This is a genomic window from Streptomyces sp. SID14515 (assembly GCF_010548505.1).
GTDB lineage: Bacteria > Actinomycetota > Actinomycetes > Streptomycetales > Streptomycetaceae > Streptomyces > Streptomyces caviscabies.
Genome location: NZ_JAAGMH010000044.1, coordinates 17,996 through 42,211, shown reverse-complemented (window position 1 = coordinate 42,211; position 24,216 = coordinate 17,996). Strand labels below are relative to the sequence as shown.

General features: G+C 71.1%; 20 protein-coding genes. 10 read left to right on the top strand and 10 right to left on the bottom strand.

Annotation, left to right across the window (positions count from 1 at the left end):
* The first annotated feature begins 2 nt into the window (after nucleotides 1-2).
* The 3 genes from G3I54_RS08720 (at nucleotide 3) to G3I54_RS08710 (ending at nucleotide 2,428) form a co-directional block, all read left to right on the top strand.
* The gene (locus G3I54_RS08720) at nucleotides 3-1,004 is read left to right on the top strand and encodes a GNAT family N-acetyltransferase (RefSeq protein WP_164612755.1); all 1,002 of its coding nucleotides are present in this window, start codon (nucleotides 3-5) and stop codon (nucleotides 1,002-1,004) included.
* Complete coding sequence (locus G3I54_RS08715; RefSeq protein ID WP_164612825.1) at nucleotides 1,001-1,735, top strand: MerR family transcriptional regulator; 735 nt, start codon at nucleotides 1,001-1,003, stop codon at nucleotides 1,733-1,735. Before G3I54_RS08720 ends, G3I54_RS08715 begins: the two co-directional genes overlap by 4 nt.
* Nucleotides 1,736-1,804: 69 nt before the next feature.
* Complete coding sequence (locus tag G3I54_RS08710) at nucleotides 1,805-2,428, top strand: SMI1/KNR4 family protein (RefSeq protein ID WP_164612753.1); 624 nt, start codon at nucleotides 1,805-1,807, stop codon at nucleotides 2,426-2,428.
* A gap of 27 nt (nucleotides 2,429-2,455) precedes the next feature.
* Here G3I54_RS08710 and G3I54_RS08705 read toward each other — a convergent pair whose 3' ends face one another.
* Nucleotides 2,456-3,103, bottom strand: a complete 648-nt coding sequence (locus tag G3I54_RS08705) for a helix-turn-helix transcriptional regulator (RefSeq protein ID WP_164612823.1) — start codon at nucleotides 3,101-3,103, stop codon at nucleotides 2,456-2,458.
* Between the two features lie 336 nt (nucleotides 3,104-3,439).
* On the opposite strand from G3I54_RS08705, the gene G3I54_RS08700 reads away from it, so the two are divergent.
* Nucleotides 3,440-4,888, top strand: coding sequence for an NCS2 family permease (locus tag G3I54_RS08700; protein WP_164612750.1), 1,449 nt, complete (start codon nucleotides 3,440-3,442; stop codon nucleotides 4,886-4,888).
* A 78-nt stretch (nucleotides 4,889-4,966) separates the two neighbouring features.
* Here G3I54_RS08700 and G3I54_RS08695 read toward each other — a convergent pair whose 3' ends face one another.
* Together G3I54_RS08695 and G3I54_RS08690 are read right to left on the bottom strand one after the other, a co-directional pair.
* Entirely contained in the window at nucleotides 4,967-5,314 is a 348-nt protein-coding gene (locus tag G3I54_RS08695) for a VOC family protein (RefSeq protein WP_164612747.1), read from the bottom strand.
* Between the two features lie 106 nt (nucleotides 5,315-5,420).
* The gene (locus G3I54_RS08690; RefSeq protein ID WP_164612745.1) at nucleotides 5,421-6,071 is read right to left on the bottom strand and encodes a DsbA family protein; all 651 of its coding nucleotides are present in this window, start codon (nucleotides 6,069-6,071) and stop codon (nucleotides 5,421-5,423) included.
* Between the two features lie 160 nt (nucleotides 6,072-6,231).
* Here G3I54_RS08690 and pepN (G3I54_RS08685) point away from each other — a divergent pair, with 160 nt between their 5' ends.
* From pepN (G3I54_RS08685) to G3I54_RS08670, 4 genes are all read left to right on the top strand, one after another.
* On the top strand, nucleotides 6,232-8,838 hold the full coding sequence (gene pepN / locus G3I54_RS08685) for an aminopeptidase N (protein ID WP_164612742.1): 2,607 nt from the start codon (nucleotides 6,232-6,234) through the stop codon (nucleotides 8,836-8,838).
* A gap of 212 nt (nucleotides 8,839-9,050) precedes the next feature.
* On the top strand, nucleotides 9,051-10,127 hold the full coding sequence (locus G3I54_RS08680; RefSeq protein WP_164612739.1) for a hypothetical protein: 1,077 nt from the start codon (nucleotides 9,051-9,053) through the stop codon (nucleotides 10,125-10,127).
* Nucleotides 10,128-10,382: 255 nt separating this feature from the next.
* Nucleotides 10,383-13,691 carry a S8 family serine peptidase gene (locus G3I54_RS08675; protein ID WP_203685734.1) on the top strand — a complete coding sequence of 1,103 codons (3,309 nt, stop codon included), beginning with the start codon at nucleotides 10,383-10,385 and terminating at the stop codon, nucleotides 13,689-13,691.
* 255 nt (nucleotides 13,692-13,946) lie between these two features.
* Nucleotides 13,947-14,975, top strand: coding sequence for an aspartate-semialdehyde dehydrogenase (locus G3I54_RS08670; RefSeq protein ID WP_164612733.1), 1,029 nt, complete (start codon nucleotides 13,947-13,949; stop codon nucleotides 14,973-14,975).
* Nucleotides 14,976-15,057: 82 nt separating this feature from the next.
* On the opposite strand, the gene G3I54_RS08665 is transcribed toward G3I54_RS08670, so the two are convergent.
* Together G3I54_RS08665 and G3I54_RS08660 are read right to left on the bottom strand one after the other, a co-directional pair.
* On the bottom strand, nucleotides 15,058-15,405 hold the full coding sequence (locus G3I54_RS08665; RefSeq protein ID WP_164612731.1) for a type II toxin-antitoxin system PemK/MazF family toxin: 348 nt from the start codon (nucleotides 15,403-15,405) through the stop codon (nucleotides 15,058-15,060).
* Complete coding sequence (locus G3I54_RS08660; protein WP_164612729.1) at nucleotides 15,398-15,622, bottom strand: ribbon-helix-helix domain-containing protein; 225 nt, start codon at nucleotides 15,620-15,622, stop codon at nucleotides 15,398-15,400. The genes G3I54_RS08665 and G3I54_RS08660 overlap by 8 nt, the downstream gene beginning before the upstream one ends.
* Nucleotides 15,623-15,726: 104 nt before the next feature.
* Here G3I54_RS08660 and pepN (G3I54_RS08655) point away from each other — a divergent pair, with 104 nt between their 5' ends.
* Together pepN (G3I54_RS08655) and G3I54_RS08650 are read left to right on the top strand one after the other, a co-directional pair.
* On the top strand, nucleotides 15,727-18,303 hold the full coding sequence (pepN, locus tag G3I54_RS08655; RefSeq protein WP_164612726.1) for an aminopeptidase N: 2,577 nt from the start codon (nucleotides 15,727-15,729) through the stop codon (nucleotides 18,301-18,303).
* A gap of 195 nt (nucleotides 18,304-18,498) precedes the next feature.
* The gene (locus G3I54_RS08650) at nucleotides 18,499-19,032 is read left to right on the top strand and encodes a hypothetical protein (protein WP_164612723.1); all 534 of its coding nucleotides are present in this window, start codon (nucleotides 18,499-18,501) and stop codon (nucleotides 19,030-19,032) included.
* 101 nt (nucleotides 19,033-19,133) lie between these two features.
* Here G3I54_RS08650 and alc read toward each other — a convergent pair whose 3' ends face one another.
* From alc to G3I54_RS08625, 5 genes are all read right to left on the bottom strand, one after another.
* The gene (alc, locus tag G3I54_RS08645; protein WP_164612721.1) at nucleotides 19,134-20,288 is read right to left on the bottom strand and encodes an allantoicase; all 1,155 of its coding nucleotides are present in this window, start codon (nucleotides 20,286-20,288) and stop codon (nucleotides 19,134-19,136) included.
* A 65-nt stretch (nucleotides 20,289-20,353) separates the two neighbouring features.
* Nucleotides 20,354-21,262, bottom strand: a complete 909-nt coding sequence (locus G3I54_RS08640) for a LysR substrate-binding domain-containing protein (protein WP_164612718.1) — start codon at nucleotides 21,260-21,262, stop codon at nucleotides 20,354-20,356.
* Between the two features lie 118 nt (nucleotides 21,263-21,380).
* Complete coding sequence (locus tag G3I54_RS08635; protein ID WP_030077684.1) at nucleotides 21,381-21,593, bottom strand: hypothetical protein; 213 nt, start codon at nucleotides 21,591-21,593, stop codon at nucleotides 21,381-21,383.
* Between the two features lie 38 nt (nucleotides 21,594-21,631).
* Entirely contained in the window at nucleotides 21,632-23,887 is a 2,256-nt protein-coding gene (gene malQ / locus G3I54_RS08630) for a 4-alpha-glucanotransferase (protein ID WP_164612715.1), read from the bottom strand.
* Nucleotides 23,888-24,199: a hypothetical protein gene (locus tag G3I54_RS08625; RefSeq protein ID WP_164612713.1), complete on the bottom strand. Its 312-nt coding sequence runs from the start codon at nucleotides 24,197-24,199 to the stop codon at nucleotides 23,888-23,890. It abuts the gene before it with no gap.
* Nucleotides 24,200-24,216 lie beyond the last annotated feature (17 nt).

The window sequence follows — 24,216 nt, the reverse complement described above, 5'->3', positions numbered from 1 at the left end:
GCGTGGGCGAGAACAGTGACAGCGGCAGCGGCCTTGCGTCGCTGGAACGACTGCCCGGCTACGTCTTCCGGCCCTGTCGCGGCGGCGAGGACCACGGCGCGATGGCCGCTGTGCGCCTGGGCTCTGCGGGGCGGGACGAGATCGACGCTCGCTCGGTCGTGGAGGGAGTCCCTACGGCAGCCGAGATCGCCGAAGCATCCGCCGAGTTGGACGACCCGTCCGAGAACCAGGTCCTGGTGGAGTACGACGGTGGCGTCGTCGGCTACGCGACGATCAGGTGGTGGGAGGAGCGGGACGGGACGTGGCTGTACCTGCACCGGGGCTACCTGCTGCCCGAGCACCGCGGCCAGGGCGTTGGTTCGACCATGCTCACCTGGGCAGAGGACCGCATCCGCCGTCTCGTACGGCAGCACGGAACGGCGCGGACGGCCGTGCTCGGCGCGAACGCCACGGCCTGCGAACAGGACGCGACGGCGCTGCTCCTCGCATCCGGCTACCGGCGCGTCTTCAGCCTGGTGGAGCTGGAGCTGACCGATCTCCGGACGCTCCCCGAAAGCGGGCCGTTGCCGCCCGGCATACGCGTGGGCGCCGTCGATCCGAGCAGCTATCACGCGGCCTGGAAGACGGTCGTCGATTCGTACGCGGATTCCGCCTTCACCGAGACGTGGACGTTCGAGGGGTTCCTCGCCACGGCCGACCCGACCTGCTGGCGGGCCGCTTGGGTCGGGGAGCACCTGGGCGGCGTGGCCCTGTGCTCGATCCGCCGGCAGGACCCCACGGTGGGCGAGGTGGAGGAGTTGAGTGTCCGGGCGGAGTCGAGACGGCTGGGCCTCGGGCGGGCTCTGCTGCTGGACGGGTTGCGCTGTCTCCGCGAACACGGCGCGGAGACAGCCCGGTTGTACACCGGGACCGCGAATCCGCACCGCTCCTACGACCTCTACGAGAGCGTGGGGTTCCGGCGTCGGAACGAGTACGTCCGCTACCGGAAGCCGATCGGCGGCTGACGGGGACGCCCGGGGCGGCGTGCCGGGTCAAGATCGGTGACGCGGCGGCCTTCGTCGACATCACACCGCGGGCGATCCGTCACTACCACGAGATCGGCCTGCTCCCCGAGCCCGAGCGAGGCAGCGACGGCCGCCGGCGCTACGGGTACGAGGACATGATCCGGCTCCTGTGGATCCGCAGGACGGCCGACGCCGGGATCGCCCTGGACGACATCCGTGACGCCTTCGCCGGCACGGCTTCCGCCGATGCCGACAGCGACGACGGCATCGCGGGCATCCTGGAACGGCTGGAGGAGACGCTGCTCGCCCAGGAAGCAGAGCTGCGGCGGCAACGGACTGCCGTGCGGCGCATGCGTACCGAGGGCAGCAGGATGGGACTGCTCTCCCACTTCGTCACCGACCGCCTCAGGAGCCTGCCCGAGGGCTCCCTGCGTCAGGCGGACCTGGACAGCCTGCTGGTCACCGAGCGGATCTTCGGCCCTCTCGGCGCGGCCGTCCAGGCCTCCCGCTTCATCGCCCTGGCCACCCACCCGGATCTGCGGGAGGAGTCCGACCGCGTCGCTGCCGCCGATGAGGACGAACCCGAGGCCGGCCAGGGCTCCGGCGGGCGGCACGCGTCCATGAGCGCATACGAAGCCATCGGCAGGATGCCCTACGACTTCTCCCCGGCCCGCCTGCGCTGCATGGAACTGGCGGGAGAACTCGCCGCCCACGAGCCACCGGCCTCCTGAACCACGGACCGGGGCCCTCGCACGCCGTACGGTCAACGGCCGTGGGCGTTGTCATACCCGCCTGGCACCATGATCGGCGTGGATGAGTCAACTGAGCCTGAAGAGACTGAAGTTGCCGCGGTTCTGACCACGCCGGAGGAGTGGCGGGTCTTTCTGGAGCGATACGGCGAGCTGTACGCGGTCGTTCGCGGTGACGGTGAAGAGCTGGCCGATCTGGACGACGATCAGATCGAAGTCCTGGAGCGAGGGGGGCGGGTCGGGCTGTGGCTGGGTGAGGCTCCGGCCCGGGAGGAAGCTCTGGTGGCGGCCGAGGAGCGTCTCGGTGTGCGGTTCCCGCCGAGCCTGCGGGGATTCTTCCTGGCCAGCAACGGGTGGACACGCCTGGACGGCTGGGTGGACGAGGTGTACTCCTGCGACCGCGTCGTGTGGATGCGGGACAGCGAGGACGGCGGACGCGTGGTCGACGTCTACGACTCGATACCCGGCAACGAGGACATCGTGGAGCTCTTCCGCCGGTCCATCGAGATCGCCCACGGAGAGGACTTCTGGCTGCTCGATCCGACCGACGTCGGACCGGACGGGGAGTGGGCCGCGTACGCGTTCCCGCCGAAGTACGGCGTCCCGGAGGAGTATCCCGACTTCTCCGCGCTGTTCCACGACGGGTACGAGAGCATGCGGGAGGACATGGACTGAGTCGGTACGTCGGGCCTCACGCCCGCATCAGGAGTGATGCGGGGACGACGGCCGCTCCGTAGAGCCCGGCAGCCGGGACCAGAAGTGGTCCACGATCTGCTCGACGTAGCGGCGGCCGTCCTCGCCCGACGCGGTGGTGCCGCCAGCCCGGCTCAGGGTGGCCGTCATGAGGGCCTGGTAGTCCTGTTGCATGGCGGCCAACGGGGCCTTCAGGTCGCGGCGGTCCATGGAGACGAGCTTGGCGATGGCACGGATGTGCGCCTGCCAGCGGGTGGAGACCGCCTCGGTGAGGAGGCGGGCCAGCTCCTCCTCCAGCCTGGTGATGGCGATGAAGTCGCGCGGGGGCAGGGCGAGGACTTCGCCCAGCCTGACGGACTGCCGTTTGTCGCCGTCCCACAGACCGGCTTCCTCCATGGCCAGGTACGCGTCGTGGGAGAGGCCGGTGGCGCGGGCGACCTCCTCGGCCGAGACACCGCGCGCGATGCGGTGTTCGAGCAGGGTGCGCGGCCGCCCCATGAGTTCGCTGGGCTGACACCACAACGCGGCTGCGAGGGCCGTGAGTTCGGTCGCGTCCGGCACATGGGTCCCGCGTTCCCACGCGACCACGTGCTCGGGGCTGACATGCGTGGTGCCGAAGGACGCGCGCATGCCGTAGGCGACATGGCCGGGCGCCATCCCGAGCTTCTCGCGCAAGGCGCGGGCTGCCCGCGCATTGAAGGGGAGTGGTGGGTGCACATACGGAGCGTAGGGGAGCTGTCACCGACACTTCCATGCCCACTGTCGGCTGCCTGCCGGTTTGACGGAAAAGGTCGCCACCGATTCCGTAGGAAGCCACAGGGCCGAAAAGGTATCAACTGCGCGCTCTACGCGGGTAGTTGCGCTCCTGACGCCGCCGCGTATGATCCGCTCGCAAGGTGCCGCATGTGCGTTCGCACAGTGCCCGCCGCTCACGTCGGGCAGCACCGGCGCCATCTCTTCCCTTCATCATTCGCAGGTCCAGGAGATTCAGCCATGCACTCCAGCACGACCAGCCCGCCGCCCGACGCCAAGCCCGCCGGATCAGGGGGCGCCGTCGACCGGTTCTTCCGCATAAGCGAACGCGGTTCGACCTACATCCGGGAGATACGCGGCGGATTCGCCACGTTCTTCACGATGGCATACATCCTCGTGCTCAACCCGATCATCCTCGGCGGGGCCGAGGACAAGTTCGGCGAGCAGCTGGACAGCGTGCAGTTGGTCACCGCCACCGCCCTGGTCGCCGCGGTGATGACGCTCATCATGGGTGTGGGCGGCAACCTGCCGCTGGCCCTGGCCGCGGGTCTGGGCATCAACGCCGTCGTCGCTTTCCAGATCGCTCCGTTGATGAGCTGGGAAGACGCGATGGGGCTCATCGTGCTCGAAGGTCTGTTGATCTGCGTCCTGGTGATGACCGGGCTGCGCGAGGCGATCATGCACGCCATCCCGCAACCCCTCAAGCAGGCGATCAGTGTCGGCATCGGCCTGTTCATCGCCTTCATCGGCTTCGTGGACGCCGGCTTCGTCACCCGTATCCCCGATGCCGCGAACTCCACCGTGCCCGTCCAGCTCGGCACCGGCACGCTCAGCGGCTGGCCGATGCTCGTCTTCTGCCTCGGTGTGCTCCTGACGATCGTCCTGATGACCCGGAAGGTGAAGGGCGCGATCCTCATCAGCATCGTCCTGATGACCGCCGTCGCCATCGTCATCAACGAGATCGCCGACATCAAGTCCTGGGGCCTGACCTCGCCGTCGGTTCCCAGCAACCCCGTCGCCGCACCCGACTTCGGGCTGCTGTGGCACTTCGATCTGTTCGGCTCGTTCGGTCAGGTCAGCGTTCTGACCGTCGTCCTGCTCATCTTCACCCTCATCTTGTCCGACTTCTTCGACACGATGGGCACCGTCGTGGGCGTCACGGCGGAGGCCGGTCTCCTCGACGAGCGGGGCCAGGTGCCCGGTCTCGGCCGCGTCCTGCTCATCGACGGCGCGGCCGCCGTCGCCGGTGGCGCCATGTCCTCGTCGTCGGCCACCACCTACATCGAGTCCGCCGCGGGCGTCGGTGAAGGAGCCCGCACCGGCTTCGCGAACATGATCACCGGCGGGCTGTTCGCCCTCGCCCTCTTCCTCACGCCCGTCCTGACGATCGTGCCGATGCAGGCGGCGGCGCCGGCCCTCGTCGTGGTCGGGTTCCTGATGATGACCCAGGTCAAGCACATCGACTGGGACCGCTACGAGGTCGCCATCCCGGCCTTCCTCACCATCGTCGTCATGCCGTTCACCTACTCCATCACCAACGGCATCGGCGCCGGCTTCGTCGCCTACGTGGTCATCAAGGCGTGCCTGGGCAAGGCCCGCGAGGTCCACTGGCTGCTGTGGGGCACCGCGGCGCTCTTCCTCGTCTACTTCCTCATCGACCCGCTGGAGCAGGTGCTCGGCATCAAGTAGCGCGATTCCGGGGAGCGGTGGACCCCGGGATCCATGGGCCCCGGGGTCGGCCGACCCCGGGGCCGACTGCTGTCCCCGTCAGTGGCTGCCCGCGTCGGCGAGGCAGAACTCGTTGCCCTCCGGGTCCTGGAGGACGGTCCAGGACATCCCCTGCATCGACTGCTCGCCGACCACGGTCGCGCCCAGCTTCGCCAGCCGCTCCACGTCCGCCGGGCGGTCGGGCGAGGCGAAGTCGACATGCACCCGGTTCTTGCCGGGCTTGGGCTCGGGCACCCGCTGGAAGCCGAGGACCAGCGGGGTCGCCGCGAGGACGACGAACGCGTCGTAGTCCTGGACCTCTTCGACGCCCAGCGCCTCGGCCCACCAGGCGGCCAGGGCCTGCGGGTCGGCGCAGTCGATCGTGATCATCTCCGGTGAGATTCGCATGCTCCCCACCGTACGAGCCACCACTGACAACGGCCGGGAACCCGGCCCGCCGGGGCCCCGGGCGCCCTCGGACCAGCGCGGCCTCCAGCCCGTGAGGTTGCCCGCGTCAGTCGAAGATCGGGCCCTGCGTGCGCGTCCGCTTGATCTCGTAGAAGCCCGGGATCGAGGCGACCAGCAGCGTGCCGTCCCACAGCTTCGCCGCCTCCTCGCCCTTGGGTGCGGGGGTGACGACCGGGCCGAAGAAGGCGACCTGCTCGCCGTCCGCGCCGGGGACCGCGATGACCGGGGTGCCGACCTCCTGGCCGACCTTGTCGATGCCCTCCTTGTGGGAGGCGCGCAGCTCGGTGTCGTAGGTGTCCTTGTCGGCGTACTCCGCGAGGTCGGCGGGCAGGCCCACGTCCTTCAGCGCGGCGGCCACGGCCTCGCGGGTGGGGCCCTCGCCGTTGTTGTGGAAGCGGGTGCCGAGCGCGGTGTAGAGGGGGCCGACGACCTCGTCGCCGTGCAGCTGCCGGGCGGCGACGACGACCCGGACCGGGCCCCAGGCCTTGTTCTCCAGGAGGTCGCGGTACTCCTCCGGCAGTTCGTCGAGCTTGTCCTCGTTCAGGACGGCCAGGCTCATCACGTGCCAGCGGACCTCGATGTCACGGACCTTCTCGACCTCCAGGATCCAGCGGGAGGTCATCCACGCCCACGGGCAGAGCGGGTCGAACCAGAAGTCGACCGGGGTCTTGCCGTTGGCCGGGGTGTTCTCGGACATGTCTCTCCTCAGAGGGCTGTTCCACAGAAGGGCGTGTTCCACCTGCGGGCGAGAACGTCTCCGGAAGGCCTCCCATTCCCTGTCTGCCGTCGCCGCGAGACGCATGCAAGGATCAATGGGTTCGAACACGACACATGACGCGCGTCACGAAGGAGTGCCCGTGCCCGGTGAAAACCTGTCCCGCGACGAGGCCCAGAAGAGGGCCGAGCTGCTGACCGTCGACGGATACGAGGTCGACCTCGACCTGCGGTCCGCCGTCGGCGAGCCCGAGGGGGCCGACGGGGGCGACGGGGACGGCGGTCCGCGGACGTTCCGGTCGCTCACCACGATCCGGTTCCGCTCCGCCCGGGCCGGCGCATCGACCTTCGCCGACCTGGTGGCGCCGGGTGTGGACGCGGTGACCCTGAACGGGACGGCCCTCGACCCGGCCGTCGTGTTCGACGGGACGCGGGTGGCGCTGGACGGGCTCGTCGAGGGCGAGAACGTGCTCGTGGTCGACGCCCGCTGCGCGTACAGCCGGACCGGCGAGGGCATGCACCGCTTCGTCGACCCGGAGGACGGCGAGGTCTACCTCTACACGCAGTACGAGCCGGCCGACGCCCGCCGCGTCTTCGCCAATTTCGAACAGCCCGACCTCAAGGCGCCCTACCGTTTCCGGGTGACCGCACCGGCGGACTGGCGGGTCTGGTCCAACGGAGCCGAGGAGTCGCACGAGGGCGGGGTGTGGACCTTCGCCGAGACCAAGCCGATCTCCACGTACATCACCGCCGTCGTCGCCGGTCCGTACCACTATGTGAGCGATCACTACACCCGTACGTTCGACGACGGCTCCACGCTGGAGATCCCGCTCGGCGCGATGTGCCGCAAGGGGCTCGCCAAGCACTTCGACGCGGACGACGTCTTCCTGATCACCAAGCAGGGCCTGGACTTCTTCCACGACAACTTCGACTACCCGTACCCCTTCGGGAAGTACGACCAGGCGTTCGTGCCCGAGTACAACCTCGGGGCCATGGAGAACCCGGGCATGGTCACCTTCCGCGAGGAGTACATCTACCGCGGCAAGGTCACCTCGGCGGCCTACGAGCGGCGTGCCAACGTCATCCTGCACGAGATGGCGCACATGTGGTTCGGCGACCTGGTCACCATGGAGTGGTGGGACGACCTGTGGCTGAAGGAGTCCTTCGCGGACTTCATGGGCTCCTTCTCGATGGTCGAGGCGACCCGCTTCACCAACGGCTGGATCACCTTCGCCAACAACCGCAAGGCCTGGGCCTACCGCGCCGACCAGCTGCCCTCCACGCACCCCATCACGGCCGACATCCGTGACCTGGAGGACGCCAAGCTGAACTTCGACGGGATCACGTACGCCAAGGGCGCCTCCGTCCTGAAGCAGCTCGTGGCGTACGTGGGGCGCGACGCGTTCCTCGAAGGCGCCCGGCGCTACTTCAAGCAGCATGCCTACGGGAACACCCGGCTCGGGGACCTGCTGTCCGTGCTGGCCGAGACCTCCGGGCGGGACATGACCGCCTGGTCGCGCTCCTGGCTCCAGACGGCGGGCGTCAACGTGCTCACCCCGGTGCCCGCGTACGACGCGGCGGGCACGCTGACCGAGCTGGCCGTCGTCCAGGAGGCCGCCGCCTCGCACCCGGAGCTGCGCCCGCACCGTGTCGCGGTCGGCCTGTACCGGCGTACGCCGGAGGGCGAGCTGACGCGTTACGCGCGCGCCGAGGTGGACGTGGCGGGCGAGCGGACCGTGGTGGAGGCGCTGGCCGGTGCCGAGCGGCCCGATCTGATCCTGGTCAACGACGACGACCTCACGTACTGCAAGGTCCGCTTCGACGAGCGGTCGCTGGCCACGCTCCGCGACCACCTGGGCGAGATCACGGACCCGCTGGCCCGCGCCCTGTGCTGGTCGGCGCTGTGGAACCTGACCCGGGACGCGCTGATGCCGGCCCGCGACTTCGTCGCGCTGGTGCTGGCGTTCGCCGGGCGCGAGAGCGACATCGGCGTGCTCCAGATGCTGCACGCCTGGACGCAGTCGGCGCTGGTCAACTACGCGGCCCCCGACTGGCGCGAGGAGGGCGGCCGGGCGCTGGCCGAGGGCGCGCTGCGCGAGCTGCGGACCGCCGAGCCGGGCAGCCAGCACCAGCTGACCTGGGCCCGCTTCTTCGCGGCGGTCGCCTCGTCCGAAGAGGACTTCCAGCTGCTCGGCGGACTGCTGGACGGCACGGCCCGGGTCGACGGCCTCGACGTCGACCAGGAGCTGCGCTGGTCCTTCCTCTCCCCGCTGGCCTCGCACGGGGTGGCCAACGAGGCGGCGATCGACGCCGAACTGGCCCGCGACGACACGGCGTCCGGCAAGCGCCACCACGTACGGTGCCTCGCCTCGCGGCCGTCCGAAGCGGTCAAGGCGCAGGCGTGGGCGGCGGTCGTGGAGTCGGACAAGCTGTCCAACGCGCTGGTCGAGGCGACGATCACCGGCTTCGGGCAGCCCTCCCAGCGGGAGCTGCTCGCCCCGTACGCGCACCGCTACTTCGAGGTGATCGAGCGGATCTGGGCGGAGCGGTCCATCCAGATCGGCATGCACGTGGTGCGCGGGATGTTCCCCGGGCTCCAGGACAGCCCCGAGACCCTCGCGGCGACCGACGCCTGGCTGAACGAGCACGAGGACGCGGCTCCGGCGCTGCGGCGGCTGGTGCTGGAGGCCCGCGACGATCTGGCGCGGGCGCTGCGCGGCCAGGAGTGCGACCGGGCCGCGGTGGCGTAGCCCGGAGGGAATGCGGGGGCGCTCGGGTGGGGCGTGCGTGCGGCGCGAAAGCGGCGCTCGTACACCTGCCCGAGACGCCCCGCCCCCGATTCCCGGCGCGACGGCCCTTTTCGGTTGTCGAACGTCCGTACTTTAGGACGGCGTTGTCCGGGAATGTCGACGGGCGTGTAACAGGGGTTAGGGCGCCCTCCCCGGGCGGGAAACCCCGGGACATGACCCAGAAGAACACCCCGCTCTCCCCTCGCCTCTCCCCTCTCTCCCGGCTCCCCCTCCACCCCGGGGACGTCACGCAGCGTGTCCTGTCCGCCGCGCAGTTGAGGGCGCGGGGCGTGTCCGCCGCACAGACGTCCGCGCAGTGCCTGCCCGGCGGCCCCTGGCAGCATCTGCTGCCGGGGGTCTATCTGCTCCACCCGGGTCCGCCCACCGGGCAGGAGCGGCTGCACGGAGCGCTGTTGTACGCGGGTCGTCCGCCGGTCTCCGCGCGGCGCGCGCCGGCGGAGCCTTCGGACGCGGGGTACGGCGAGGCGATGGTCACCGGAATCGCGGCGCTCGCGCTGTACGGCTTCGCCACCGCCGGGGATCTGGGGGCGCTGCACCGGATCGACGTACTGGTCCCGCGCACCCGGCGGCTGCGGTCCACCCGGTTCGTGGAGGTGCTGCGGACCGCCTCGATGCCGAGCGCGGTGCGGGTGGGCGAGGTACCCGTCGCCCCGGTGGAGCGGGCCCTGGCGGACACGGTGGCGGGCACCGACGACGCGGCGGACGTCCGGCGGCTGCTGACCGAGGCGGTGCGCGGCGGGCACTGCGAACCAGCCGCTGTGGTACGGGAGTTGAGCGAGGCGAAGCTGCTGGGGCGGCCCGCCGTGGTGGGCGCGGTCGATGCGCTGCTGGCCGAGGGGCGGGCGGTGGCGGAGGCGCGGCTGTACGCGATGGTGCGCGAGCACGGGCTGCCGGAGCCGGTGTGGAACGTGGAGCTGCGACTGCCGGGCGGGCCCGGGCTCGGCGGGGTCGACGCCTACTGGCCCGACCAGGCGGTGGCGGTGGAGCTGGACACCCGGGCGCCCCGGTACGGCGTGCCGGGCCGGAGGGGCCGGGCCGAGGAGGACCCGCAGTGGTCCGCGTACGCCGCGAGGCGGGAGCAGCTGGAGCGGCTCGGGGTGACGGTCGTCCACCTCACGCCGAGGAAGCTGCGCGAGGCGGTGGACCAGCAGGCGACGGTCGTACGGACGGCGCTGATGGCGGCGGCCGACCGGGAGCCGGCCGCGTATGTGATGGTGCTGCCGCGCTGAGCGGGCGGACGACGGGCGCACGGACATCGCGGACGCGGGCCCGCGATGCACCCTGGTCCGGACCACCGCGCCTCACCGGGCGTCACCCGCGTACCGTTTGGCCTCTTTCCTCCCTCGTGGCATATCGCGCCCCATGGCGGATCTATGCCATGTCCCTGACTCGTCTCCGTCAACTCTCCACAAACCCCTGTCATTTACGACAGGCTGAGCGGTCATCCGGTACCGAATTCCGGACTCTCTCTTTCAATTACAGGGATGCTGATGACCAAGGAATCCCCCAGCTCCATACCCGGGGCGAGACGCGCGGCTCGTATCGCGGCCGCTGCCGGCCTGGCGGCGGCACTCGCCGCCTCCGGCGCCGCACCGGCCTTCGCCGTCGACGACCCGGCTCCGGCACCCGTCAAACCGGCCGCCACCAGCGACCGGGGCGACAAGCTCGGCAAGGCCGACGCCGATCTCCTGGCGAAGGCCGAGGCCAAGGGCGAGAAGAACATCACCATGATGGTCGCCACCACCCCCGGTGCGACCGAGCAGGTCAGCAAGCAGTTGGACGCCGTCGAGGGCTCCGTGCTCGGCACGACCTACGACAAGCTCGGCTACGTCCGGGCGACGGTCCCGACGAAGAGCGCCGAGTCCACCATCACGGCGGCCTCGAAGCTCTCCTCCGTCCTCGGCATCGATCTCAAGCAGGAGATCAAGCTGGACGACCCGACGCCCAAGGGCGACCGGGCGGCCGGAGCGAAGCAGCTGAAGGCCACGGGCAGTTACGCGGCGCCGAACAAGAAGACCCCGGCGGTGAACCCGTACAACCCGTCCTTCGAGACGGGCGCGGTCGAGTTCGTCGAGAAGCACCCGCAGGCCGATGGCCGTGGGATCACCATCGGCATCCTGGACTCCGGCGTCGACCTCGGTCACCCGGCCCTGAAGAAGACCACCACCGGCGAGCGCAAGGTCGTCGACTGGGTGACCGCCACCGACCCGGTGAGCGACGGCGACGGCACCTGGCTGCGGATGACCGAGTCCGTCAGCGGCCCGGCGTTCACGTCCGGCGGGAAGACGTACGCGGCCCCGGCGGGCAGCTACAAGTTCGCCACGTTCGCCGAGGCGGCCACCACCGGTGGCGAGATGGCGGGCGACCTCAACCGCGACGGTGACACCACCGATGTCTGGGGCGTGCTGTACGACCCGGTCACCGGCACCACGCGGGTCGACCTGAACAACAACGCGGACTTCTCCGACGACAAGGTCCTCAAGCCGTACAAGGACAAGTTCCAGGTCTCCTACTTCGGTGAGGACGACCCGCGGACCCAGGTCGCCGAGCGCATCCCGTTCGTCGTCGAGACCCGTAAGAACGTGGTCTACAACGCGGCGGGCGCCAAGTCCGACTACGTCAACATCGGTGTCATCGAGGGCGCGCACGGCACGCACGTCGCGGGCATCACCGCGGCCAACGGCCTGTTCGGCGGCGAGATGAACGGCGCCGCCCCCGGCGCCAAGATCGTCTCCTCGCGTGCCTGCACCTGGTCCGGCGGCTGCACCAACATCGCGCTGACCGAGGGCATGATCGACCTCGTCGTCAACCGCGGCGTCGACATCGTCAACATGTCGATCGGCGGCCTGCCGCCGCTGAACGACGGCAACAACGCGCGCGCCGAGCTGTACAAGCGGCTCATCGACATCTACGGCGTGCAGCTGGTCATCTCGGCCGGCAACAGCGGCCCGGGTCTCAACACCATCGGCGACCCGTCCGTCGCCGACCACGTGATCTCGGTGGGCGCGTCGATCTCCAAGGAGACGTGGGCGGCCAACTACGGCTCCAACGTCACCAAGAAGTACGACATGCTGCCCTTCTCCTCGCGCGGTCCGCGTGAGGACGGCGGCTTCACGCCGGTCATCTCGGCTCCGGGTGCGTCCATCAACACCACCCAGACCTGGGCGCCGGGCGGTCCGGTCAAGGAGGCGGGTTACGACCTGCCGGCCGGGTACTCCATGCTCCAGGGCACCTCGATGTCCTCCCCGCAGGTGGCGGGCGCCGCGGCGCTGCTGCTCTCGGCCGCGAAGCAGAAGGACATCGAGCTTCCCCCGGCCGATCTGCGCACCGCGCTGACCAGCACCGCCAGCCACATCAAGGACGTGCCCGCGCACGTCCAGGGCTCCGGTCTGATCGACATCGTCGGCGCCTGGAAGCAGATCGCCAAGCAGGGCAAGCCCGCGCACGAGTTCTCGGTGAAGGCCCCGGTCGACACCGCGATCGACTTCGCGCTCAAGGACCCGGGCTTCGGCACCGGCCTCTACGACCGCGAGGGCGGCCTGAAGGTCGGCGAGACCAAGGTCTACGACGTCGTCGTCACCCGCACCACCGGCCCGGACCGCAATGTCCAGCACCGGCTGACGTGGAAGAACAACGACGGCACCTTCGAGCTCAGCAGCCCCGAGTACGTCTCGCTGCCGCTCGACACGCCGGTCAAGCTCAAGGTCAAGGCGAAGGCGAAGACCGCCGGGGTGCACAGCGCGATCCTGCAGCTCGACGACAAGAAGACCTCCGGCGTCGACCACCAGATCATGACCACGGTCGTCATCGCCCAGGAGCTCCAGCAGCCCGGTTACGCCTTCAAGTCGTCCGGCTCGGTGCAGCGCAACGGCACCACGTCGTACTTCGTCAACGTGCCCGAGGGCGCGAAGAACCTCGAGGTCGCCATCAGCGCACTGCGCTCGGGCAGCCAGACCCGGTTCATCGCCCTGCACCCGTACGGGACGCCGGTCGACCCGACGTCCACGATCAACTGCTACCCGAACTACGAGAACCCGGCCAACACCTGCCGCCCGGACGTGCGTTCCTACAAGAACCCGCAGCCCGGCGTCTGGGAGATCGAGGTCGAGGCGCGTCGTACGTCGCCGCTCCTGGACAACCCGTTCAAGCTGGACGTCTCGCTGCTCGGCGTCTCCTTCGACCCGGCGGTGCAGACCATCGCCGAGGCGAAGGTCGGCACTCCGGCCCCGGTGAGCTGGACGGTCACCAACGGCGCCGCCGCCCTCCAGGGCAAGCTCCAGGGCGGCTCGCTGGGCTCGGCCAAGGTGGACAAGCCGTCGATCTCCACGGGTCAGACCCGTGAGACCACGGTCACCATCGGCGCGGGTGTCGAGAAGCTCGACATCGCCGTCGGAGGCACCTCGGACGCCAACGCGGACATCGACCTGTACGTCTTCCGGGGCGCCACGCAGGTCGCCAGCTCGACCACCTCCGGTTCCGACGAGTCGGTCAGCCTGGTCAAGCCCGCCGCGGGCACGTACACGGTCGTCATCGACGGCTACTCGGTCCCGGCCGGGACCACCACGTACGACTACCGCGACGTGTTCTACGCACCGTCGCTCGGCACGATCAAGGTCGACGCCACCAAGGCCGTGAACCTGGCCAACGGTGCCTCGGCCCAGGTCGGCGCCGAGGTCGTGGTCGCCGGAGCGGCTCCTGAGGGCCGTCAGTTCTTCGGCGAGGTCCAGGTGGTCAACGCGCGCGGCACCGCCGCGGGCACCGGCAGCGTCGTGATCGAGAAGGTCACGCCGTAACGGATTCCACCGGCAGGACGGCGGGGCGGGCGCTCTCACGAGCACCCGCCCCGCTGGGCGTGTTCCTCGTCACAGGCCGCGTACGCCGCCGCAGATGTTTCCCCGCGCGGGCACGGACATTGCAGAATCTGCGGTCCTCGCGCGAAGAGTCCGCAGGTCGGACAATGGATTGGACAAGGCGGGCCGGGACATACGCATCATGGAGCGGCATACGGACCGCACAGACGCACAGGTGTACAGAACAGAGGAGTCCTCGTGAAGGTCGGAATCGTCGGCGCCACCGGTCAGGTCGGCACAGTCATGCTCAGGATCCTGGCCGACCGCAGCTTCCCGGTCGACGAGCTGCGGCTGTTCGCCTCCGCCCGGTCCGCGGGCTCCACGATCGACTTCAAGGGCTCCGCCGTCACCGTCGAGGACGCCTCCACGGCCGACTACACCGGCCTGGACATCGTGCTGTTCTCCGCCGGCGGCGCGACCTCGAAGGCGCTGGCCGAGAAGGTCGCCGGCCAGGGCGCCGTGGTGATCGACAACTCCTCCGCCTGGCGCAAGGACCCCGAGGTCCCGCTCGTCGTCTCCGAGGTCAACCCGCACGCGGCCAAGGTCCGCCCCAAGGGCATCATCGCCAACCCGAACTGCACGACGATGGCCGCGATGCCCGTGCTGCGCCCGCTGCACGACGAGGCCGGTCTCGAAGCGCTGACCGTCGCCACCTACCAGGCCGTGTCCGGCTCCGGCGTCGCCGGTGTCGCCGAGCTGCACGGCCAGGCGGCCAAGGTCGTCGCCGAGGCCGACAAGCTGGCCCACGACGGCGAGGCCGTGGACTTCCCCGAGCCGGCCGTCTACAAGCGTCCGATCGCCTTCAACGTGCTGCCGCTGGCGGGCTCGATCGTGGACGACGGTTCGTTCGAGACGGACGAGGAGCAGAAGCTCCGCAACGAGTCCCGCAAGATCCTGGAGATCCCGGGGCTGAAGGTGTCCGGCACCTGCGTCCGGGTCCCGGTCTTCTCCGGCCACTCGCTCCAGATCAACGCCCGCTTCGCCCGCCCGATCGGTGTCGAGCGCGCCTATGAGCTGCTGAAGGACGCCGAGGGCGTCGAGCTCTCGGAGATCCCGACCCCGCTCCAGGCGGCCGGCAAGGACGCCTCCTTCGTGGGCCGCATCCGGGTCGACGAGACGGTGGACAACGGCCTCGCGCTGTTCGTCTCCAACGACAACCTCCGCAAGGGCGCGGCGCTGAACGCCGTGCAGATCGCGGAGCTGGTGGCGGCCGAGCTGAAGGGCTGACCAGCGGCGTCACCCGTACGCGTAAGGAAAGGGGCGGCCACCGGAGTGCACCGGTGGCCGCCCCTTCGCGTGTGCCGAGGGTTCAGAGCGCGAGATGGCGGCGGAGGGCCGTGTCGATCTCGGCCATGCGCCGGCGGGGCACCTCACCGATGCGCTTCAGGATCCGCTCGGGGGAGACCGCCCGGATCTGTTCGCACTGGACCTTGGATTTCTGCGGGAGGTGGCTCTCCTCCGCGGCGAGAAGGACCTGGAAGCTGAGGATCCGCGAGGTGTTCGAGGTCAGGGGCACCACGGCGACGACGCCCCTGCCGGACACTTCGGCCGACCGGTTGGCGGCGTTGTTGGAGACGATCACCGCCGGACGCACCTTGTTGGCTTCACTCCCGCGCGCGGGCTCCAGGTTCACGAGGTGGATGTCGCCCCTACGCATCGTTGAGCCCGTCGGCCACCGTGCGGTCCCACAGAGCGGCGTCCTCGCCCGCATCCCACTCCTGGAACGCCTCGGTGTACTCCGCCTCCAGGCCGGCGGTACGCAGCAACTCGATAGCGGCGTGTATGACGGCGGACCGGGAATCGGCGTCGGTCTTCGCCGCGTACTCGTCGACGAAGGCGACATCCTCCTGGGGCAGGCTCACACTGATCTTCATACCAAAGATGCTACCAGTGGTAGGACAAGAGGCGCTACCCGTCGTCCGGCGGGGGCGAACGTGGAAGGATGATCCGAAACATCACCAGCGAAGGAGATGACCGCGTGCCTGGCACGAATCTGACCCGCGAAGAGGCACAGGAGCGGGCGCGCCTGCTGACCGTGGACGCGTACGAGATCGATCTCGACCTCTCCGGAGCGCAGGAGGGCGGCACCTACCGGTCCGTGACCACCGTGCGCTTCGACTGCGCGGAGGCGGGTGCGGAGTCCTTCATCGACCTGGTCGCCCCGGCCGTCCACGACGTGGTGCTGAACGGCAAGGACCTGGACGTCGCCGCCGTGTTCCGCGACGCGCGGATCGCCCTGCCGCATCTGCGCGAGGGCGTCAACGAGCTGAAGGTCGTCGCCGACTGCTCGTACACCAACACCGGTGAGGGCCTGCACCGGTTCGTCGACCCGGTCGACGAGCAGGCCTATCTGTACACGCAGTTCGAGGTTCCGGACGCCCGCCGCGTCTTCGCCTCGTTCGAGCAGCCGGACCTGAAGGCGACCTTCCGGTTCACCGTGAAGGCCCCCGCCGGCTGGACGGTCATCTCGAACTCGCCGACGCCGGAGCCGAAGGACGACGTCTGGTCCTTCGAGCCGACGCCGCGCATCTCCACGTACATCACGGCCCTCATCGTCGGCCCGTACCACGCGGTGCACAGCAGCTACGAGAAGGACGGCCAGTCCGTCCCGCTCGGCATCTACTGCCGCCCCTCGCTGGCGGAGTACCTGGACGCGGACGAGATCTTCGCCGTCACCCGGCAGGGCTTCGAGTGGTTCCAGGAGAAGTTCGACTACGCGTACCCGTTCGCCAAGTACGACCAGCTCTTCGTCCCGGAGTTCAACGCGGGCGCGATGGAGAACGCGGGCGCGGTCACCATCCGCGACCAGTACGTCTTCCGCTCCAAGGTGACGGACGCGGCGTACGAGGTGCGGGCCGAGACCATCCTGCACGAGCTGGCCCACATGTGGTTCGGCGACCTCGTCACGATGGAGTGGTGGAACGACCTCTGGCTGAACGAGTCGTTCGCCACCTACACCTCGATCGCCTGCCAGGCGGACGCGGCGGGCTCGAAGTGGCCGCACTCCTGGACCACGTTCGCCAACTCCATGAAGACCTGGGCGTACCGGCAGGACCAGCTGCCCTCCACGCACCCGATCATGGCGGACATCAGCGACCTGGAAGACGTCCTCGTCAACTTCGACGGGATCACGTACGCCAAGGGCGCCTCGGTGCTCAAGCAGCTCGTGGCGTACGTCGGCAAGGACGCGTTCTTCCAGGGCGTGCAGGCGTACTTCAAGGCGCACGCCTTCGGCAACACCCGCCTCTCCGACCTGCTGGGCGCGCTGGAGAAGACCTCCGGCCGCGATCTGAAGACCTGGTCGAAGGCGTGGCTGGAGACGGCGGGCATCAACATCCTCCGCCCGGAGATCGAGACCGACGAGAACGGCCGCGTCACCTCCTTCACCGTGCTCCAGGAGGCCCCCGCGCTGCCCGCCGGGGCGAAGGGCGAGCCGACGCTGCGCCCGCACCGCATCGCCATCGGCGCCTACGACCTCGACGCGGACGGCAAGCTCGTGCGCACCGACCGGATCGAGCTGGACGTCGACGGCGAGCGCACCGACGTGCCCGCCCTGGTGGGCAAGGCCCGTCCGGCGGTCGTCCTGCTCAACGACGACGACCTCTCGTACGCGAAGGTCCGCCTGGACGCCGAGTCGCTGCGCGTCGTCACCGAGCACCTGGGCGACTTCACCGAGTCGCTGCCGCGCGCCCTGAGCTGGGCCTCGGCCTGGGACATGACGCGCGACGGCGAGCTGGCGACCCGCGACTACCTCGCCCTGGTGCTCTCCGGCATCGGCAAGGAGACGGACATCGGCGTCGTCCAGTCGCTGCACCGCCAGGTGAAGCTGGCGCTGGACCTGTACGCCGCGCCGGAGACCCGTGAGGGCGCGCTCAACCAGTGGACGGAGGCGACGCTGGCGCACCTGCACGCGGCGGAGCCGGGCAGCGACCACCAGCTGGCCTGGGCCCGTGCCTTCGCGGCCACGGCCCGCAACCCGCAGCAGCTGGACCTGCTCCAGTCGCTGCTGGACGGCACGGAGTCGATCGAGGGCCTGACCGTCGACACCGAGCTGCGGTGGGCGTTCGTGCAGCGGCTGGCGGCGGCCGGTCTGCTGGACGAGGAGGAGATCGCCGCCGAGTACGAGCGCGACAGGACGGCGGCGGGCGAGCGCCACGCGGCCTCCGCGCGGGCGGCCCAGCCGTCCGAGGAGGCCAAGGCGCAGGCCTGGGCCTCGGTCGTGGAGTCCGGCGAGCTGCCGAACTCGCTCCAGGAAGCGGTCATCAGCGGCTTCGTCCAGACGGACCAGCGCGAGCTGCTCGCCCCGTACACGGAGAAGTACTTCGCCTCGGTGAAGGAGGTCTCGGACTCGCGCAGCCACGAGATGGCCCAGCAGATCATCGTGGGCCTCTACCCGGCCCTCCAGGTCTCGCAGGAGACGCTGGACGCCACGGACGCCTGGCTGGCCTCGGCCGAGCCGAGCGCGGCCCTGCGGCGGCTGATGTCGGAGTCGCGGTCCGGTGTGGAGCGCGCCCTGAAGGCCCAGGCGGCGGACGCGGCGGCGGCCACCGCGTAACGCTCATGCCCCGGGGGCGTCCTTTCCGCTGCGGCGGAGGGGGCGCCCTTTCGGGTTTCCGGGGGCCCGGTCCGTACGGCTCCGGCTTCCGGCCGCCGTCGCGCGTTCGGCGGCCGTACGCGCGCGATGTGATCTCCCGTGGCCTACGGTCCGAAGGGTCGTCGCATTCTTCGGTCGCAGGCCACGGGAGGGTCGATGCCCGGCTTCGCCGCCGTGCCGGTCGCGCTGGCCCTGTGCGCGGGTCTGCTGGCGGGCCCCGCCGCGCCGGCGGCCGACCGCCCGGACTGCCGGGCCGGTCCGGAGGGCTGCTACGACCTCTATACGTACGGGTACGGCCTGGGGCTGCATCCGTTCACCGGGGCGGACGACGTCCGGCGGCAGCTGACCGACCACTTCTGGCTGTTCCCGGTCAGCGGCGGCTGTGCGGGGCGGATCCGGGCGGGGGCGCGCTGCGAGCTGCTGGGCGGCAATCCGGTCGAGGTGGAGTACATCGGGAACGACTTCTTCCAGATCAACACGCTGCCGGGGCACCAGCTGGGCCGGGGCATGCACATCCGCTTCGCGTTCTCGCGCACCTTCGGCTTCCACACCCTGACGGTCCATGCCTGGCAGGACCGGCCCACCGACTGCACGGGCGCGGCGTTCTGCAACACGGTGAACCGGGTGTTCGCCTGGGGCACCTGGCGGGTGCTGGCGAAGACGCTGCGCTGGACCGCGTACGCCGCCTGAGCCTCCCGGCCCGGTTGGAAACCGCCCGGCGGACGGGCTCTGGAGCGCAGCCGTCCGCCGGGCGGAGCATGGGGTGCCGCAGGTGTGACGGGCCTACGGGGTTACGCGCCCGACTCCTCGTAGCGGCGGGTCAGTTCGGCGGTGCCGGACTCCGTGAGGCTGCCGTGCAGGCGCATCCGGGCGACGCCGCCGTCGGGGAAGGCGTCGAGGCGGACGTGGGTGACGACGGCCTGGGCGCGCAGCACGAAGCGGTGCGGGGTGTCGGGCTGCAGGCGGGTGCGCGGGATGATCTCGAACCACTCGCCGGTGTCGCCGTTGCGGCCCTGGAGGGCGATCCAGCCGGCGGAGTTGCCCTTGAGGTAGGCGGTGTCGATCTCGATCGCGCGGACCGCGCCCTGGGCGGGGAGGCGGAAGCGGACCCAGTCGTTGGTGTCGCGGACCCGGCGGCGGCGGTTCTCCCAGCCGTCGTCCATCTTGCGGGAGGTGCCCGGCAGGATGATCTGGGTGGGCGAGGAGTAGAAGCGGTCGGAGGCGTCCTCGTACGTACCGCCGTTGAGGACCGAGATCAGGTCGATCGTGCCGAGCGCGGCGAGCCAGGCCGGGTCCGGGACGACCTCGCCGTGCACACGGAGGCGGGCGATGCCGCCGTCGGGGTGCTGGCAGAGGCGGAGGTGGGTGTAGCGGCGGCCGCCGGTGATCTCGAAGGTGTTCGCGGCGTGGCCGCGCACCGGGGTGGGCGGAAGGATCTCCTCCCACTTCACGTCGTCGGCGAGCAGGTCCTCGGGGCTCGGGGCGCCTTCGACGGCGGTGGCCTGCACCGATACGCGCTGCGGGTAGTTGCCGCGGAAGTGGGCGGTGTCCACGATCAGGCCGCGGACGATGCCGGGCGCGCCGAGGCGGACGATCGCCCAGTCGTGGTCCTCGGGGGCCGGGAAGGGGTGGCCGGCGTCCGCGCCGCGGCGGCGGCGGGTCTCCCAGCCGTCCATGATCTTGCCCTTGTGCCCGAAGTGCTCGGGGTCGAAGACGGCGCGCTCACGGATCAGCAGGTTCTCGCGCTCGGCGAAGAACTCGTCGTTGGCGGCTATCACGCCCGCGCCGAGGCGGCGGTCGGCGAGGTCGACCAGCTCGATGAAGGGGAGGTCTCCGGCTTCTCGGTAGTCGGCGTACGGGTCGCCGCCGCCGTAGGGCGCGGCGTCATTGGCATGGGGGTCGGTGTCGGTGTCCTGGAATGTGGTCTCGCTCGCGTCGAAGGTCATGGCTCTTACCTTCGCGCCACCGAACCCGTCAGGTCCATCGAAAGTTTTCGCAGATATCGTTCAGTTCAGCTGAACGATCGGGCGGTGCCGGTGAGCGCGGCGAGGACGCGGGCCACCGCCGGGCCGCTCTCCGCCCCGTGCCGGACCGCCGCCACCACATGGCGGCGTGGCCGGTCCGCCGCCAGCACCCGCATCACCACGCCCTCACGGCGCTCCCGGGCGGCCATCCGGGGCACCAGCGCGACGCCCATGCCCGCCTCGACCAGGGCGAGGATCGCGGTCCAGCCGGCGGCGCTGTGGGCCTGCTCGGGAACGAAGCCGGCCGCCTCGCAGGCGGCGGTGGTGATCTCCGACCAGGGCCCCGAGCCGCCGAAGATCCAGCGGTCGGCGGCCAGGTCGGCGAGGCGCAGGGCGGGCGCGGCGGCCAGCGGGTGATCGGCGGGCAGCGCCACGTCCAGCGGGTCGGCGAGCAGCGGGAAGAGGCTGAAGCGGGGGTCGCGGGCGGTGGGCGCGTGGGCGGCCAGCGACAGGGCCAGGTCCACCTCGCCCGCGGTGAGCAGCTCGTACGCCTGGGCGGCCTCAGCCTCCCGTACGCGTACGTCGGGCCCCGGGCGGTCCTCGGCGCGCAGCAGCCGGACGGCGGGTACGACGAGGGCGGGCACGGCGGTGGAGAACGCGGCGACCCTGACCTCGCCGGCCTCGCCGCGCAGATAGCCGGTCAGTTCGGCCTCGGCGCGCTCCAGCTGGGCGAAGACCGCCTCGGCGTGGCGCAGGACGAGGTGGGCGGCGTCGGTGAGGCGGACCCGGCGGCCCTGGGCCTCCAGGAGGTCCACCCCGAGCTGCTTGGCCAGGTTGGTGAGCTGCTGGGAGACCGCGGAGGGGGTCATCAGGAGCGCTTCGGCGGTCGCCGTCACGGTGCCCCGGTCGCGCAGGGTGCGCAGGATGCGGAGCTTCTTGACGTCCCACTCGGTCATGGGCGCAACCTACCGGCCCGGCCCTCACCCCGCGCACGTCCGGGCCCGGACATACGGATGCGCCGCGCGGTAGCTCGTACCGGCGGCGCACCCGTCACGCATGTCGTACGGGGGTGGGTCAGACCTGCTTCTTGGACTTGTCCAGGACCATGACCAGGCCCGTGATCACCACGAACAGGGCGATGGGCGCGACGACGTAGAGACCGATGGTCTCGATCGCGCTCAGGCGCGGAGCCGGGTCGTCACCGTCGTCGGGCGTGAGCGCGAGTGCCGGGGCCGACATGAGCAGCATCATCAGCGTCGTCCCGGCCGCAACGACGCCGGCGCGCATAGCGTTCTTCTTGTCCACGGTGCCAACGTAGCGAACGCCTAGGGACGGCGCTCGCCCGGGGGTGCCGTACGGGGCTTTCGGGGCCGCAGGACGTCCATCAGCGCGTGCAGCCGGGGCGAGGCGGCGATCTCCTCCAGGGTGACCGGATGGCCCTCGGCGTCGGCGATCGGGAGGCGCCAGTTGGGGTACTGGTCCCAGGTGCCGGGGAGATTCTGCGGGCGGCGGTCGCCGACGGTGTCGGGGAGCCAGACGCCGGTCATCCGGGCCGGGGTGCGGAGCAGGAAGCGGTGGACGGCCCGGACGGCGGCCTCCTCGTCGCCGTCGCCCTCGGGGAGCATCCGCAGCCGGGCGAGGAGGGCCAGCCACTCGGCGGTGTCGGCGGCGTCCTCGGTCAGCTCCTCCTCCAGGGAGCGGGTGAGCAGGCCGAGGCGGTGGCGCAGCGTCACATGATCGCCGGTCAGCCGGGCGGCGGTGGAGGGCAGATCGTGGGTGGTGGCGGTGGCCAGGCAGTCCCGGCGCCACTTCTCCGGGGCGAGCGGCCGGCCGTCGCCGTCCCAGTCGCGCTCGAACCAGAGCACCGAGGTGCCGAGCACGCCGCGCCGGGCCAGCGCCTCGCGGACGCCGGGCTCGACGGTGCCGAGGTCCTCGCCGACGACGACGGTCCGGGCCCGGTGGGCCTCCAGGGCGAGGACGGCGAGCATCGCCTCGGCGTCGTAGGTGACATAGGTGCCGTCGGTGGGCGGGCGGCCCTCGGGCACCCACCAGAGCCTGAACAGGCCCATGACGTGGTCGATGCGCAGGGCTCCGGCCCGGGCCAGCAGCCCGCGGAGCAGGCCGCGGAAGGCGGCGTAACCGGTCGCGGCGAGGACGTCGGGGCGCCAGGGCGGCAGGCCCCAGTCCTGGCCGCGCGCGTTGAAGGCGTCGGGGGGCGCGCCGACGGACATGCTGTGGGCGAAGGCGTCCTGCTGGGCCCAGGTGTCGGCGCCGGCCGGATGCACGCCGACGGCGAGGTCGTGGACGATCCCGATGCCCATCCCGGCGTCCTCGGCGGAGCGCTGGGCGGCGGCGAGCTGGTCGGCGGTCAGCCAGGCGAGGCGGCAGTGGAAGTCGACCCGGTCCAGCAGCTCGGACCGGGCGCGGGCGGTTCCCGCGGAGCGGGGGTCGCGCAGGGCCTCGGGCCAGGTGTGCCAGTCGGGGCCGTGCACCTCGGCGAGCGCGCACCACAGGGCGTGGTCCTCCAGCGCCTGGCCCTGCTCGGCCAGGAAGTCGCAGTAGGCGGCACGGCGGCCGGGCGTGAGGGGCACCTCGACGACCAGCTCCAGGGCCTGGCGCTTCAGCTCCCAGACGGCGTCCCGGTCGATCAGCGCGCCTTTGTTCAGCACGGCCTCGCTGAGGGCGGCGGCGTCCTGCCGGAGGTCGTCGAGGGTGGCCCGGTCGCGGACGTGGCCGTATTCGGGGATCGACTCGACGTGCAGGTGCACCGGGTCGGGGAAGCGGCGCGAGGAGGGGCGGTACGGGGAGGGGTCGGTGGGGCGTCCGGGCACGGCCGCGTGCAGCGGGTTGACCTGGACGAACCCGGAGCCGAGGGTGCGCCCGGCCCAGCCGGCGAGGTCCGCCAGGTCGCCGAGGTCGCCCATGCCCCAGGAGCGGGCGGAGAGCAGGGAGTAGAGCTGGACCAGGAAGCCGTGCGACCGCTCGGGCGGCTGCGGGACGCGGGCCGGGGCGGCGATGAGGGTGGCCGTGGCCCGGCGGTGGTCCGGCGTCCGGACGTGGATGCGGTGGACGCCGTGGGGCGGCGGAATCCACCAGGCGGGCACGGCCGCCGGGGCGTCGGCGGCCCGGTCGCCCGCCGGAGGCGTCACGGGCGAAGCGGAGGCGCCCGGGGGCACCAGGGGTGCGGCGGAGGCGGACGCACCGCCTCTCGGGGGTGCCACCGGCGCGGCGGGGGCCGCCGCCCGGGCCCGCATGCTCAGCGGGGCGGGCGGGCGGCCCGGGAGGTGTCCCAGGGCCTCGGCCGACTCCGGCTCGACCGTGACGGTCGAGCCGGGGGGCAGCCCGGCCAGGGCGGGCGGCAGGGGCTCGCCGGACCAGACCACCACGGTCGGCGGCAGCAGGCGCGAGCGGGACTCCGCGGCGACGAGGCACTTCCGTACGTCCGCCGGAGTGCCGGCGTCGACGCCCAGCGCGGCGAGCACGGCGATGACCGTGTCGTCGGGGACGGACACCGTGACATCCGGCGACGGGGAGTAGGAGGTGGCGACACCGTGCAGTGCGGCGAGCCGGGACAAGCCCATTCAGACTCCTGGGAACTCCAAGCCCCCTGCGGTGCCGGGTGCGGTCGGCTCGCTGGTCAGAGGGGCGACGGCGGCGAGCGGAGGCTCGCTCGTGAGAGGGGTGGCATCGGCGAGCGGAGGCTCGCTGGTCAGCGGCGCGGAATCGGCGAACGAGGATTCACCGAGCAGGAGGGACACATCGGCGAGCGGCGGACCGCTGATCAGGTGGGCGACATCGGCAAGGGGAAGTTCGCTGGTCAGCGGCGCGGAGTCGGGCTGGGCGGGGACCTGTTTGGAAAGGGCGGAGAGCAGAAGCTGCGCGGCAGCGGGCATGGTGGCCTCCTGGCCAT

Coding starts and splice junctions, on each gene's coding strand:
- G3I54_RS08710 (WP_164612753.1), top strand. CDS start 1,805: ATGATCGGCGTGGATGAGTCAACTGAGCCTGAAGAGACTGAAGTTGCC.
- G3I54_RS08705 (WP_164612823.1), bottom strand. CDS start 3,103: ATGGCGCCCGGCCATGTCGCCTACGGCATGCGCGCGTCCTTCGGCACC.
- G3I54_RS08700 (WP_164612750.1), top strand. CDS start 3,440: ATGCACTCCAGCACGACCAGCCCGCCGCCCGACGCCAAGCCCGCCGGA.
- G3I54_RS08695 (WP_164612747.1), bottom strand. CDS start 5,314: ATGCGAATCTCACCGGAGATGATCACGATCGACTGCGCCGACCCGCAG.
- G3I54_RS08690 (WP_164612745.1), bottom strand. CDS start 6,071: ATGTCCGAGAACACCCCGGCCAACGGCAAGACCCCGGTCGACTTCTGG.
- G3I54_RS08680 (WP_164612739.1), top strand. CDS start 9,051: ATGACCCAGAAGAACACCCCGCTCTCCCCTCGCCTCTCCCCTCTCTCC.
- G3I54_RS08675 (WP_203685734.1), top strand. CDS start 10,383: ATGCTGATGACCAAGGAATCCCCCAGCTCCATACCCGGGGCGAGACGC.
- G3I54_RS08665 (WP_164612731.1), bottom strand. CDS start 15,405: ATGCGTAGGGGCGACATCCACCTCGTGAACCTGGAGCCCGCGCGCGGG.
- G3I54_RS08660 (WP_164612729.1), bottom strand. CDS start 15,622: ATGAAGATCAGTGTGAGCCTGCCCCAGGAGGATGTCGCCTTCGTCGAC.
- G3I54_RS08650 (WP_164612723.1), top strand. CDS start 18,499: ATGCCCGGCTTCGCCGCCGTGCCGGTCGCGCTGGCCCTGTGCGCGGGT.
- alc (WP_164612721.1), bottom strand. CDS start 20,288: ATGACCTTCGACGCGAGCGAGACCACATTCCAGGACACCGACACCGAC.
- G3I54_RS08640 (WP_164612718.1), bottom strand. CDS start 21,262: ATGACCGAGTGGGACGTCAAGAAGCTCCGCATCCTGCGCACCCTGCGC.
- G3I54_RS08635 (WP_030077684.1), bottom strand. CDS start 21,593: ATGCGCGCCGGCGTCGTTGCGGCCGGGACGACGCTGATGATGCTGCTC.
- malQ (WP_164612715.1), bottom strand. CDS start 23,887: ATGGGCTTGTCCCGGCTCGCCGCACTGCACGGTGTCGCCACCTCCTAC.
- G3I54_RS08625 (WP_164612713.1), bottom strand. CDS start 24,199: ATGCCCGCTGCCGCGCAGCTTCTGCTCTCCGCCCTTTCCAAACAGGTC.